Here is a 13,203-nt window from a genome sequence, read left to right on the forward strand (position 1 = left end):
CTATTCATAGCGCGGCCTGTATGGTCTTGCGGTTACAGTGTCCATACGGTCGAGTTGAGGAGTGGGCATGGTAAACGATTTGAGCAGTATAGACGACCTCGAGCTGATGCCGCTGAGCGGAGGCTATATGGTGCGCCGCGAACGCTTGATGAATGAGCTTATAGCCAAGGGCCGAAAGGCCGGAATCGTGGTTCTTTATGCGCCCGACGGGTTTGGGAAGACCTCGGTGCTGCTGCAGTACACCCATGAGGTTAAATGCGACCCGACGCGAGGCCCCGTGCGGATTATCGAGGCCGATCGCGCCATTGGGCGCGAGGTGTTTATGCAGCTCGAGGTGGTTACCGAAGAACTCAAAGACAAACCGCACTCCCTTATCGCGATTGATAATGTGCCAAACCTCGATCAGCACGATACCGAAGACCTCATCGACAGGATTCGCGGCCTGCGCGCTATGGGGGTAGGGGTCTTTATCTCCTGCCGTCCTTCAAATCGTCAGCTGATTCACGGGCTGGGCGATTCGGTTAAGATCAATGCGCAGATGCTCAAGGTGCATGCCTATGAGTATTCGGCGTGGGCATCGGCGTTTTCGATCAGCACGTCGCTCGACTTTTATCAGCTCACGCAGGGCGTGCCCGAGCTTGTTTCGGCATTGCAGACGGGTCTGTATGGCCAAGGCGACGTAGCCGGTCTGCTCGAAAACGAGATTGTCAACGTATATGGCGCGGCACTTGCCGATCTGGCTTCGCTCGACAATAATGCGCTGTTTTGCGTGGCATGTCTCATGATTTTGATGGGCGAGGGCAATATCGCAGAACTCGAGGCTTGTGGGGTGAGGCTGTCGATGGTCGACCAGTCCTACTTTGTACGCGACTACCCGATCTTTGGCTTGGACCCCGCCGAGCGGAGTTTTACGTGTCTGGGTACGGAGGATAACGGACGCTTGCGTTTGCGTAAGTTGGTGGCCGAGGTTCGCCCCGAACTTGTTCCGAGGGCGGCCCGGATTTTGCTTAAGGCGGGCCGATGCGATGCGGCGATGGGCCTAGCGGACGCCTTTTTGGACCGTGATGCGGTCCTTGAACTTGCTGGTCAGTATGGGGTCGATCTTGCTCTGACGGGGCACGGGGCCGATATCTGCCGAGCGGCGCTGGGCACGATCGATGTCGACGATCCGGCTCCAGAGCCAACGCCTGCCGAGGCGCTTGGCGTATATCTGGCAGCGGTCAGCGTGTCCAATACAAAGCTCGCTCGCTATATGGCATCGGTTATCGAGCGCGGGGGCGAACGGGCGGCCTGCGAAATAGACCCTGTTTCATGGAGGGTGGCCCAGACACTGACGGCTGTTTGCTATGGGGACAACGGGCTTGGGCTTCCTGCGAACCTGGCCGTGCCAGAAATCGAGACATCCCATACTGCACTCGATATGTTGTCCGCGCATATCGAGGTCAAGCGCTGTCTGACCGAGCGGGGAGATGACGGCGGCGTTCTACAGCGGCTCAAAACGAGCAAGGCCTACGACTGTGAGCTCGACATTGCGGGGATTGTTACACGGGCCGATAGCATGCTGGTGGAGCTCTTTGATGGGTCGTTCGCGGGAACCGACGAGCGCGACGACGAGATGACGGTGGTGCGGGAGGCGCTCGACGTGCGTGGGCTTAAGGCGATGGCTATCTGGGTGCGTATGGTGTTGGCGGCACGGCGGCTCCTTTCCGGCTTGCCGGTAACCGACGACGCGGCGTTCAACGAGCTCGATCGTTTTGCCGTGCGCATGCGCGACAACCAGATTCAGCTGTTTGGCCTGTTGCTAGAAGGCTGGCAGTCGCTGGCAGAGGGACGGCCGGTTAATGCAAAGTTCCGTGCGGTCCAAGTGCTCAAACTTGCCGAGGAGTCGATTGCGTACATGCGCGATAACGCATTGCTGCTGGAGCGCGCGGCGTATCTGCGTAACACCTCGATGGTTTCGGTGCGCGAGGAAGCGGAGTTACTCGATATAAGCCAGACGCAGGTTGGTGGAGCGGAGGCCTGGATGGTGGCGCTGCATTTGGCCTGTGCGGGCCGAGACAGCGACCTTGCGGCCTGGATGTCCATGAATCGTGCGGGGATTCTAGAGCCGTCGTATCGGCTCTTTGCGCGCCTTGCCATGCATTGTCTGGGCGAGCCGGCGGCCAGGATACGCAAGAAGCTTCCCGTGCGAGAGCTGTCGCGGTACTCGCTGCGCGACGATTTGGAAGGGGAGGGCGAGCGCCTGTTCCAGGCCAGCGAGGTTGAAGCCGTTGATACCATCGACCATATCGAGATTCGCATGTTTGGTGCGTTTCGCGCCGAGCGCGACGGGTTTCCCATCACGGACAAAATGTGGCGCCGCAAGAAGGCGGCGACGCTTGCCGAGCGGCTTGCACTGGGCATGGATGCGCTCGTCGACCGCGAGACGCTGGCAATGGAGCTGTGGCCCCATGCCGAGTTTAATAGCGCCCGTAACAACCTGTACTCGACGATATCGCGCTTGCGGTCGGCTTTGGGACCGACGCCGGATGGCAAGTCGTGTGTACTCATCCAAAATGAATGCATCGGACTCAACGGCGACTACGTCAAGACCGATGTGCGGCTGTTTGACCAGATAAGCCGTGAGGTTTTGGGAAATCGTACGGGTGCGCGCGGGCCCCATTTAGTTGAGCTGTGCCTTAAGATTGAGCAGCTTTATGCCGGACCGCTGTATGTTCCCAATGGCTGTAATCCAACCTACTTTTTGCGTATGCGACGCATTATGCAGTCAAAGTACATCGATTGCATGATTAAGGGAGCAAATGCCGCTCTAGAAGAAAACGATCTGCAGTCGGCGATTTGGCTGGCGGAGTCGGGACTTCGGCAGGAAACGGCGCGTGAGGATATGGTGCGCTGTGCCATGCGTGTCTACAGCGCGGCGGGGCGGAGGCGCGATATCGTCGAGCTGTACAGCGGGCATATGCACCATCTGAGGGAGCAGGTCAATGGCGTACCCGAGCCCGAGACGCGGCGTCTATATGAGCGCTTGGTGGAGGGTCGGCTCAACCGCGTGCTGGTCGAGCGATAAAAAACGGGCGCCCGAAGTACTTGGGCGCCCGTAAGCTTGCTATGTGTTGGCTCGCCGGATCATTGGCTCTTAGACGAGCTTGATCTTCTCGATATCCTTGCGCGAGGACTCTCGATACAGCGAGAACTTGCGGCCGATGACCTGGACGACCTCGGCGTGGCAGCGCTCAGCGAGCTCTTCGGCGGCCTCGCGGGCGGAAAGACTGGAGCCGTCCAGCACGGAGCACTTAACGAGCTCGTGCTTCTCCAGGTAGGCGACCGTCTGCTCGACGGTGCCCTCGTTGACATCGGACTTGCCGATGATGATGGCGGGGTTGAGGTGATGGGCCATGCTGCGAAGCTGCTTGACTTGGGCTCCTGTCAGTGCCATGGGTTCTCGCTTTCTATGTATGGGGCGCCCCGCGACGGGGCCTTAATCTACGTGAGCTGTCCCACGATAGCGCAGGAACGGCGCGGTGTGGAGTGCGTTTGCCCAGTTCGCAAAGAATGCGGATGCCGAGTGAGTGGGCGGTGCGGGCTGCGAACAGGCTATGAGCTGGGCGCAGAGACCGGCTCCCATGCAATAAACGCCCAACGAACCTTGCGGACATGATCGAGCATATAGCGCCCCAGCGGCACGCCCTTGGAGCCCGGCTCACCGGCATGGGGGTTCTCAATCATGTGTTGAGCGATGTAGTCGCGCAGGCGGTCGATCTTATCCTCGTTGCCATGCTCGAGCATACGGGAAAAATCCGCCACACCTGCTTCAAGGCTGTCGAAGGTATCGCGACGATGCGATTCTCGAGCCCATAGTACTCAATGCCAGCATCAAGCGTGCCCAACATAGCAGGGGAGAAATCAGCCGCAATCACAGGATGCCCAGCCTGAGCAAGCGGAATAGCAATCGACCCAGCCCCACATCCCATATCCAGCACCGACTCGCGGGGCTCAAGCGCCAATAGCTTTATAAAATCCCGGGCATACGGAGCAGTCTCAAGTGGCCGAAAATGCCGAGCTCGCTTATCCCATTCAAAAGAATCATCAGCCCGCCGCCGACTAGCTTGCAAGCGCACCATTCGCCATTCCAATCCGCGGAAAGCAGCTCAGAATGAATCAAATCATCAGCCACGGGCCATTTCCCCTCACAACAAAAAAGCGACTCCTCCCAAAAGAAGAGCCGCAACCAGCATATATCAGAAAAAACCGTTCCAATGCCAAGCCGCCGTACCAGCCTAGTGGTGCAGGAGCGAAGCAACTGCAACCGGGATAGAACCCAACTGAGGTCCCGTTGTGCGGGAGCCCCGGGGAGGGCAAATATATAAGGTCGATCGCGAGTTCCGCACGAGCCGGAGAGCACTTAATGTGCTCTCCGTGCGAGTCAGGACTGTTCGAGCAGGCGACCTTATATATTTGCCCTCCCCGGGGCTCCTCGCCCGAACCCCTCAGCTAGTTCTTCAGCGAGTTCAGCGGTGCCGGGAAGCGTCCACCGCGATGGGCAAGCACGGTGCCGGCGTTGGGGTTCACCGGCATGATGGGTGCACGGCCGAACAGGCCACCGTACTCGACGCAGTCGCCCACGCCCTTGTCGATGGCAGGGATCACGCGGACGGCCGTGGTCTTGTTGTTGATGACGCCGATGGCCATCTCGTCGGCGATGATGCCGGCGATGGTCTCGACCGGGGTGTCGCCGGGGATAGCGATCATGTCCAGGCCGACGGAGCACACGCAGGTCATGGCCTCGAGCTTCTCGAGCGAAAGCGCACCGGCCTCGACGGCGGCGATCATGCCGGCATCCTCGGACACGGGGATGAAAGCGCCGGAGAGACCACCCACGCTGGAGCTGGCCATGACGCCGCCCTTCTTGACGGCATCATTGAGCATGGCGAGGGCGCAGGTCGTGCCCGGGCCACCGCAGGTGCCCACGCCGATGATCTCGAGGATGCGCGCAACGGAGTCGCCGATGGCAGGCGTGGGAGCCAGCGACAGGTCGACAATGCCTTTCTCGACACCCAGACGATGGGCGGCCTCGCGGCTCATGAGCTCGCCGGCGCGGGTGATCTTAAAGGCGGTCTGCTTAATCTTCTCGGCGACCTCCATCATCGATGCGGAATCGGGCAGCGTCTCCAAGGCTGCGGCCATAACGCCGGGGCCCGAGACGCCTACGTTGATGACGGCGTCGGCCTCGCCACCGCCGTGGACGGCGCCCGCCATAAACGGGGAGTCCTCGACCATGTTGGCAAAGCAGACAAACTTGGAGGCGCCAACGGAATCCTGGTCGGCCGTGAGCTTGGCGGCGTCGATGATGGTCTGGGCGGCCATGAGCACGGCATCCATGTTGATACCGGCGCGCAGGCTAGCGACGTTGACGCTGGAGCAGACGCGGCTGGTGGTAGCGAGCGCCTGGGGGATTGACTGGATGACGCGGCGGTCGGCGTCGCCGATGCCCTTCTGGACGAGTGCGGAGAAGCCGCCCAGGTAATCGATGCCGAGCGTCTCTGCCGCGCGGTCGAGGGCATGCGCGATGGGGGTGAGGTCCTCATCCTTGCAGCACGCGGCGATCTGCGCCACCGGGGTGACGGAAACGCGCTTGTTGACGATGGGGATACCGTACTCGCGCTCGAGGTTCTCGGCGGTCTCGACCAGATGTTCAGCCGTGTGCGTCACGTGGTCGTAGATCTTCGTGCACATGCGGTCGAGGTTCTCGTCACCGCAACCCATGAGCGAAACACCCATGGTGATGGTCCTGATGTCGAGGTTCTGCTCCTCAACCATGCCGCGGGTTTCCGCGATTTCTGCGGGCGTGATCGCCATCCTTGCGCTCCTATCTGCCAAAACGAGCATAGTCTTTTCTATTCTAACGTGCCGCACGTGCCAAGTGGCGCGTGCGGCACGTTTTGGTGCGGGGTTGTTTCCGTTGTGTTACCGCCCAAAGACCTCTTCGGCGATACGGGCGCTTTCGGCGGCGTCCTTGGCGTAGTAGTCCGCGCCGATCTGCTTGGCGTATTCGGGGGTGAGTACGGCGCCGCCTACGATGATCTTGACGTCCGGCACCTCGGCATGAAGCAGCTTGATGGTCTCTTCCATGGCCACGACGGTGGTGGTCATAAGCGCCGAGAGGCCGACGAGTTTGATATCGCGCTTCTTGACGGTCTTGAGTACCTCCTGCGGATCGACGTCGCGGCCCAGGTCAAAGACGGTGTATCCGTAGTTGTCGAGCAGCATCTTAACGATGTTTTTGCCAATATCGTGGATGTCGCCCTTGACGGTGGCCACGCAGATCTTGCCCTTGTCGGCAATCTCGCCGGCGGGCATCAGGCGCTTGATGGTGTCGAAGCCCACGCGTGCGGCCTCGGCCGAGGCCATAAGCTGCGGCAAGAAGAACTTGCCCTGGTCAAAGAGGACGCCAACTTCGTCGAGGGCGGGGATAAAGTGATTGTTGATGAGGTCCATGGCGTCGTGGTCTGCCAGCAGGCGCTCGGTCTCGGCGGCGATCTCGCCTTTGCGGCCCGAGACGACCATGCGACGAATCGGGTCGTCGTTGCCGTCGGTGCCGGCGGTGCCAGCAGCGGGCGCAGCGTCGGTCGATACCGCCTGGGCCGCCGTCGGGTTCGCGGCGATCTTGTACGGATCGGTCCAGCCGGCGTAGCGCTCGATGTATCCGGTCGAGCCCTCGTCCTCAACGCTCAAGACGCGATAGCTGTAGACGGTATCCATAAAGCGCTTGGAACCCGGGTTCATGATGGGGGCGTCCAGGCCAGCGCCAAAGGCGGCGGCCAAAAAGACCGAACCCAGGAGCGGCCGCGCGGGCAGGCCAAAGCTGATGTTCGACACGCCGAGCGCGCATTTGACGCCCAGGCGCTCCTTGCACAGGGACATGGCGCGCAGGATCTGCTCGGCCTGGCGTTGATTGGTCGAGGCGGTCATGACCAGGCAGTCAATGAGAATACGGTCCGGTCCGATGCCGTAGCGGGCAGCCTCGGCCACGATGCGCTCGGCGATGGCGAAGCGGGCCTCGGCGGTATCGGGGATGCCGCCTTCGTCGAGCGTGAGGCCGACAACGTTGGTGCCGTAGTGGGCGACCAGCGGAAAGATCTCATTCATGATCTGCTGCTTGCCGTTGACCGAGTTGATGATGGGCTTGCCGGCATAGCGGCGTACGGCGGCCTCGACGGCGGCGGGATCGGTGGAGTCGATCTGCAGCGGCAGCAGCGTGGAGCCTTGGAGCTGCTCGGTGGCCTGTTGAATGATCTTGACCTCGTCGATCTCGGGCATGCCCACGTTGACGTCCAGGATGTCGGCGCCCTGCTCCTGCTGACTGATGCCCTGGCTCACGACGTAGTCCAGGTCGCCGTCGCGCAGGGCCTGCTGCAGGCGCTTTTTGCCGGTGGGGTTGATGCGCTCGCCGATGACGGCGATCTTGTGGTCGTCGCAGGGAAGGTCCACCACGGTCTGGGCGCTCGTGACCGACATGCTGGGCTTGCGGTGACGCGGGCTGGGCGTGTGGTTGTCGATGAGGGTGCGAAGTGCCGCCATGTGCGTGGGCGTGGTGCCGCAGCATCCGCCGACGACGCCAACGCCGTCCTCGATCATGCCGGCGACGGCCTCAGCGTACTCGGGTGTCTGGACATCAAAGACGGTGTTGCCGTTGTCGTCCACGCGGGGGAGTCCCGCATTGGCCTGCACCATAACGGGCTTGTCGGTAACGGTGAGCATGCGTTCGGCGAGCCCGCGGAGCTCGGCCGGTCCCTGACTGCAGTTGATGCCCAAAACGTCGGCGCCGATGGCGTCGAGCGTGATGGCGGCCACCTCGGGGCTCGTGCCCAGGAAGGTGCGTCCGTCTTCCTCAAAGGTCATGGTGGCAAAGACGGGCAGGTCGGAGTTCTCGCGGCAGGCGAGGACTGCCGCCTTGATCTCGGCCAGGTCGGTCATAGTCTCGATAATAAAGAGGTCGACGCCCGCAGCGACGCCGGCGTGCACTTCCTCGGCAAAGAGGTCGTAGGCCTCGTCAAAGCTGAGGGTGCCCAGGGGGCGCAGCAGGGCGCCGATGGGGCCGATGTCGCCGGCGACGTAGCGGGCGCCGGCCTCGCGGGCGCAGGTGACGGCCGCGGCAAAGACGTCTGCCACGGTGGCAGCACCGTCGAGCTTGTGGGCGTTGGCGCCAAAGGTGTTGGCGGTGATCACGTCACAGCCAGCCCCGACATATTGACGTTGGATATCGGTGATAACCTGGGGCTCCTCAAAGTTGAGCAGCTCGGGCAGAGCGCCCGCCTTCATGCCGGCGGCCTGCAACATGGTGCCCATGCCGCCGTCAAACAGCAGGTGCCCCGTGCCCTCGATGGCCGCACGCAGGCGCTCATCCTTAATGTGCAGGTCGTCGATCGTGCGCGTCTTGTACGCGGCGCCGTTGCAGCGCGCAGTATTGACAGGTGCCGCCAGCGCAGTACCGTCAGAATCATGAGTGATAAGCGGAGTAAACATCGATGGCTCCTAATGGCTGGAATAGCAGGTGGTGTGGGCGGCGCGGAAGCGGCAGTACTCACGCATGCGGCAGATATTGCAGGTGGGGCGGCTCTGAGCGTCGTGGACCTCGCCGTCAAACAGACCGATCACCGCGGTCACGCTCTTGGTGGGCATGAGCAGGCTGGTAGGTGTGACGGTAAGCCCGATGAGCCGTGTGGCGTTGAGCACATTTACGATCGAGCGCTGTGCCGTAAGCGGGCAGTCGCCGTAGCCGGGACTGAAGCGCCAGTTACCGGCGAGTCCGTGTGCGGCGGCCGCGGTCTTGACTTGCTGGTCCATCTGCTCGACGGCGGCTTCCACATAGGCAGAGCACGCGGCGTCGAGCACTGCCCCCTCCAGGGGTTGCTGGGCTCCCGTGGTGCGCAGACGACGCTCGGCGTCCATGCCGAGGGTGCATGCCATGAGCGCGGCAAAGCGGGCGTCTTTGAGATGTCGATAGATATCGCGACCCCGCAGCTCAACGTTCGTGCCAACCAAGCGGATGCAGGGCTCGCCCTGCTCGTCGACGCCCGTGGCATCGACGGCAAACACGCATCGCACGCCACGGGGCTCAATGTCCAGTTCTAGGCGCTCGACCACAAGCTCAATTCGTCGTGACAGTTCAGGCTCAATCTGCTGACCGCCGTAGCCCAGATAGCGCAGCATCTCGGCACGGTCGACTCGGGGATGATGGGCAGCGTCGATACGGTAAAGCGCCGGCGACGCAAGGTCAGCCGGCACTTCGACAGTGGTTGTATCAATGTGCGGTTTTTCCATTACCCTAGGCGCTCCATAATGGTCGCGGCGATCGCAGGACGATTCATAGTGTACAGGTGCAGACCGTCGGCACCGTGCTCCTTGAGGTCGCAAAGCTGGTGGGTGGCATAATCTACACCGGCTGCCTGCAGGCTCTCGGGGTCGTTCTCGTACTTGGCGAGAATCTTGATGACGGGGGAGGGCAGCGACGCTCCGCACATAAAGACCATGCGGCTGATCTGGGACTTGCTCATAAACGGCATGATGCCCGCGGTGATGGGCACCGTGATGCCCGCTTTATCGGCAAGCTCGCGGAAGCGGTAGAAGCACTCATTATCAAAGAAAAGTTGCGTCACAAAGAAGCTTGCGCCGGAGTCCTGCTTTTGCTTGAGGTATTCGACCGAGAGGCTGAGGTCCTCGCAGGCAATGTGGCCCTCGGGGTAGGCCGCGGCGCCCACGCAAAAGCCGGCGTCGACGAGCTCGGGGATGAGGTCGCGGGCGTAGGCGTATTCGGAGGCGGGCTTGTCGTCCTCGGTCGCGCCGGCAGGGAGATCGCCACGCAGCGCCAGGATGTTATTCACGCCGGCGGTGCGGTACTCATCGATCTTGGCGGCGATATCGGCATGCGTGCGGCCGACGCAGGTGAGGTGCGCCACCGAGGGCGTATCGAATTCGCTCGTAATCATATGCGCGATGGGGGCGGTGGTGGCGCCGTTGCCCGAGCCGCCGGCAGAGCAGGTGACCGAGACAAAGCTCGGCGAAAGCTTGCACAGACTGCCTGCCACCTTGCGAGCCGTATCGAGGGTGAGCTCGCCCTTGGGCGGGAACATCTCAAACGAAACGGGCACGGTGCCCAGGGATGCTGCCTGCTTAAAAACCTCGTCGACGCGCATATCGTGCTCCTTTAGATACTTTAGTGCGATGTGTTGTAAGGATTCTACAGCACCGCTGCGCCACGCTGGAGTTTTACTTGCCATTTGGGAATACCAATCGAAGATGCTTCGCTATCGTCATTCCCTATAACAACGTAGCTCATTTGGGACGTGCCTCTATAGCCATCAACCAGCTGCCCAGGGTAGTCTTTTTGGGACGGGGCTTTTTTAGCTACCCTATGTCAAATATTGCCTTGAGCTTCGAAGATACCGGATGGGTAGCTAAAAAAGCCCCGTCCCAAAAAGACTACCCTTAAACCATGCGGGGAGGTCTGCAATTTATGCAGTTCGTTGGCTGTTGAGGGTGGTAATAATCCTGTGTTGCTGTAACCTCATTGATTGGTTTCGTGACAGCAACATAACGGTAATGTCGCGGAAACACGGCGAGTCTAAGCTAAGGCTCGTTCGTTAGTAATCAACACCGCTTCTCACGCGGTGCCGATACGAAGGGAGTTCCGTATGGCCGAACTTACTGACCGCTTCGGGACCATGGTGTTCTCTGAGGAAGTCATGAAGGACTGCCTCCCCAAGGACATTTGGAAGCGCCTTGCTGCAACCCTCGAGGGCGGTGAGCCGCTCGACCTAGATGTGGCCAACGCCGTTGCCCATGCCATGAAGGTCTGGGCCATCTCCAAGGGTGCTACGCACTACGCGCACTGGTTCCAGCCGCTTTCGGGCATCACTTCCGAGAAGCACGACAGCTTCCTCGAGCCTAACCACGACGGCACCGCCATTACCAAGTTTACGGGCAAGAACCTCATCCAGGGTGAGCCCGATGCCTCCAGCTTCCCCAACGGCGGCCTGCGCGCCACCTTCGAGGCCCGTGGCTACACCGCTTGGGATCCCACCAGCCCCGCCTTTATCAAGGACGATGTCCTGTGCATCCCCACGGCTTTCTGCTCCTACACGGGCGAGGCCCTGGACAAGAAGACCCCGCTGCTGCGCTCCATGACCGCGCTCTCGCGTGAGTCCAAGCGCGTTTTGGCGCTGTTCGGCAAGACGCCAAAGAAGGTCGTTCCTTCCGTGGGCGACGAGCAGGAGTACTTCCTGATCAAGAAGGACGCTTACCGCAAGCGCAAGGACCTGGTCATCACCGGCCGCACCCTCTTTGGTGCTGCCCCCTGCAAGGGCCAGGAACTCGAGGAGCACTACTTTGGCGCTATCCGCCCCACTGTCTCGGCCTATATGAAGGATCTGGACGACGAGCTGTGGGCGCTCGGCATTCCCGCCAAGACCAAGCACAACGAGGTCGCTCCCTGCCAGCATGAGCTCGCCCCCGTCTACGGTGAGGTCAACGAGGCCATCGACCAGAACTTGGTCATGATGGAGAAGATGAAGCTCATCGCCTCCCGCCACGACCTGGTCTGCCTGCTGCACGAGAAGCCGTTCGAGGGCATCAACGGTTCGGGCAAGCACAACAACTGGTCGCTTGGCACCGAGTCCGAGAACCTGCTCGATCCGGGCGACACCCCGCTCGACAACCTGCAGTTCATCGTCTTCCTCACCGCGGTGATCGAGGCCGTCGATAACTATCAGGAGCTCCTGCGTGCTTCTGTTGCCTCGGCCGGCAACGACCATCGTCTGGGCGCCAACGAGGCTCCTCCGGCGATTATGTCCATCTTCCTGGGCGACCAGCTTACCGAGGTTGTCGAGAAGATCATCGATGGCAAGGCTTCCGTCCATGCCACGCGCGGCGTGCTCGACCTGGGCGCCGATACCCTGCCCAAGCTGATGCAGGACAACACCGATCGCAACCGCACCTCCCCGTTTGCCTTCACCGGCAACAAGTTCGAGTTCCGTGCCTGCGGCTCCGAGCAGAACGTCTCCGACTCCAACCTGGTGCTCGATGCCGCCGTGGCCAAGTCGCTCAAGTCCTTCGCCGACGCGCTTGAGGGCACGCCCGAGGATAAGTTCCAGGACGCCGCGCTCGAGTACTGCAAGAAGGTCCTGACCGATCACCAGCGCATCCTGTTCTCTGGCGACGGCTACTCCGATGAGTGGCCCGTTGAGGCCGAGAAGCGCGGCCTTGCCAACAACAAGACCACGGCCGATGCCCTGCCCGCCTTTGTTTCCGATAAGGCCATTGCGCTCTTTGAGGAGACGGGTGTCCTGACCAAGGCCGAGGCTCAGTGCCGCTACGACTGCAAGCTCGAGAAGTACAACAAGCTCATGAACATCGAGGCCACCACGATGGTTCGCGAGGCACGCCGTACCTATCGCCCGGTCATTACCGCCTATGCCACCAAGGTCGCTAAGGGCCTTGAGGCTATCCGTGCCGCCGGCGCCGAGGCCGCCATGCAGTGTGAGCAGAACACGCTCAACAAGCTCTGCAACGGCATCACTACCATCAACGACTCCATCAAGGCGCTCGACGCCGTGCATCAGAAGGCCGAGGCCCTCGATGGCCAGGAGCAGGCCAACGTGTACGCTCACGAGGTTGTTCCCGCTATGGATACGCTGCGTGCCGCCGTGGACGCCATGGAAGAGATCGTGGCTGCCGACTACTGGCCGGTTCCGACCTACGATGACATTCTGTTCTACGTGTAACAGACACGTTTGATTTTGCGCGCGAAGGGGGTCTCGCCTGTGCGAGGCCCCTTTTTTGCTGCTCAGATCTATTATGGACGTGCTGCCGGGCAAGCGTTTCGTGTGAGGCATCTCAAAAGATGTAACCTGTTTTGGCGCACATTTGGCGCACATGTGCCGAAACGAAAACAGGCCAAGATGAAAAACGAACCCGCACGACTTAACATCGCGCGGGTTCGAACAGTTTGCGAATGGTGCCCCCAGCGGGATTCGAACCCGCGATATCCACCTTGAAAGGGTGGCGTCCTTGGCCGCTAGACGATGGGGACAGCGGGAAAGAGTATAGCAGACTTTTTTGCCGGCGCGTATATCGTTGGCAAACTGGAAAACCACCACATAGGAGCTCCTTGATTATCAACTTTATCCGAACACCTCCCACATTCAT

Annotated in this window: 9 protein-coding genes and 1 tRNA gene; 2 read left to right on the top strand and 8 right to left on the bottom strand. The window is 61.0% G+C overall.

The genetic code is table 11. The annotated features are described in order from the left end of the window. Positions 1-67: 67 nt before the first annotated feature. Complete coding sequence (locus tag DXB98_RS03940; protein ID WP_117743226.1) at positions 68-3,067, top strand: BTAD domain-containing putative transcriptional regulator; 3,000 nt, start codon at positions 68-70, stop codon at positions 3,065-3,067. A gap of 69 nt (positions 3,068-3,136) precedes the next feature. Here DXB98_RS03940 and DXB98_RS03945 read toward each other — a convergent pair whose 3' ends face one another. The 7 genes from DXB98_RS03945 to DXB98_RS03970 all read right to left on the bottom strand — a co-directional run bounded on the left by DXB98_RS03945 (position 3,137) and on the right by DXB98_RS03970 (position 10,193). Beyond that, positions 3,137-3,436, bottom strand: coding sequence for a YhbY family RNA-binding protein (locus DXB98_RS03945; RefSeq protein ID WP_006234690.1), 300 nt, complete (start codon positions 3,434-3,436; stop codon positions 3,137-3,139). Positions 3,437-3,594: 158 nt separating this feature from the next. Continuing rightward, positions 3,595-3,804: a hypothetical protein gene (locus DXB98_RS10385; protein WP_233505083.1), complete on the bottom strand. Its 210-nt coding sequence runs from the start codon at positions 3,802-3,804 to the stop codon at positions 3,595-3,597. Further along, a complete protein-coding gene (locus tag DXB98_RS10580; protein ID WP_369831384.1) occupies positions 3,723-4,121 on the bottom strand; it encodes a class I SAM-dependent methyltransferase in 399 nt (132 codons plus the stop codon). The genes DXB98_RS10385 and DXB98_RS10580 overlap by 82 nt, the downstream gene beginning before the upstream one ends. A gap of 370 nt (positions 4,122-4,491) precedes the next feature. Continuing rightward, positions 4,492-5,856 (bottom strand): PFL family protein, encoded by a 1,365-nt coding sequence (locus DXB98_RS03955; RefSeq protein ID WP_117734638.1) that lies wholly within the window; start codon positions 5,854-5,856, stop codon positions 4,492-4,494. Between the two features lie 108 nt (positions 5,857-5,964). Next, positions 5,965-8,523 (bottom strand): homocysteine S-methyltransferase family protein, encoded by a 2,559-nt coding sequence (locus DXB98_RS03960; protein WP_199407115.1) that lies wholly within the window; start codon positions 8,521-8,523, stop codon positions 5,965-5,967. Between the two features lie 9 nt (positions 8,524-8,532). Continuing rightward, entirely contained in the window at positions 8,533-9,321 is a 789-nt protein-coding gene (locus DXB98_RS03965) for a vitamin B12 dependent-methionine synthase activation domain-containing protein (RefSeq protein WP_117743227.1), read from the bottom strand. Beyond that, the gene (locus tag DXB98_RS03970; protein WP_117743228.1) at positions 9,321-10,193 is read right to left on the bottom strand and encodes a methylenetetrahydrofolate reductase; all 873 of its coding nucleotides are present in this window, start codon (positions 10,191-10,193) and stop codon (positions 9,321-9,323) included. The genes DXB98_RS03965 and DXB98_RS03970 overlap by 1 nt, the downstream gene beginning before the upstream one ends. Positions 10,194-10,691: 498 nt before the next feature. On the opposite strand from DXB98_RS03970, the gene DXB98_RS03975 reads away from it, so the two are divergent. Continuing rightward, positions 10,692-12,779: a glutamine synthetase III gene (locus DXB98_RS03975; protein ID WP_117734633.1), complete on the top strand. Its 2,088-nt coding sequence runs from the start codon at positions 10,692-10,694 to the stop codon at positions 12,777-12,779. A 231-nt stretch (positions 12,780-13,010) separates the two neighbouring features. On the opposite strand, the gene DXB98_RS03980 is transcribed toward DXB98_RS03975, so the two are convergent. Beyond that, positions 13,011-13,087: transfer RNA gene (locus tag DXB98_RS03980), tRNA-Glu, on the bottom strand. Between the last annotated feature and the right edge of the window lie 116 nt (positions 13,088-13,203).

This window comes from Collinsella sp. OM07-12 (assembly GCF_003438275.1).
Taxonomy (GTDB): domain Bacteria; phylum Actinomycetota; class Coriobacteriia; order Coriobacteriales; family Coriobacteriaceae; genus Collinsella.